The following is a 268-nucleotide window of genomic DNA, read 5'->3' as shown; positions in this document are numbered from 1 at the left end:
CGATTGGGTCGATTATGCGTCGATGGGAATATCGGATGCGACGGAACTCTATAAGGTCGTTCGCCCAGTACTGGAAGCTGTTCTGATCAAGCAGGACATCATTGATCTGGCGCTACGGTCGCAGGTTGACACGATCGCTCATCCTGAGCTTGTGGAACACATCGTAGAACTCCGGCAGGCATTGCGTGACAGACTGGGTAAGGAAGACCTGGATGACCTCGTGGTTCCCTTTGAGCCGGACGAGTACAACCCTCAGGCAACCATTGGC

At 54.1% G+C, this 268-nt stretch carries 1 protein-coding gene; it reads left to right on the top strand.

Translation table 11 applies throughout. The features are described from left to right. Window positions 1-268 (top strand): hypothetical protein (locus SB719_RS20405; RefSeq protein WP_412159777.1); only part of this gene is annotated, 268 nt, incomplete at both ends.

The organism is Pantoea sp. SIMBA_079 (genome assembly GCF_046940275.1).
Taxonomy (GTDB): Bacteria; Pseudomonadota; Gammaproteobacteria; order Enterobacterales; family Enterobacteriaceae; genus Pantoea; species Pantoea borealis.
The sequence above is the reverse complement of the archived record's forward strand: the minus strand, read 5'-3'. Positions and strand labels throughout refer to the sequence as shown.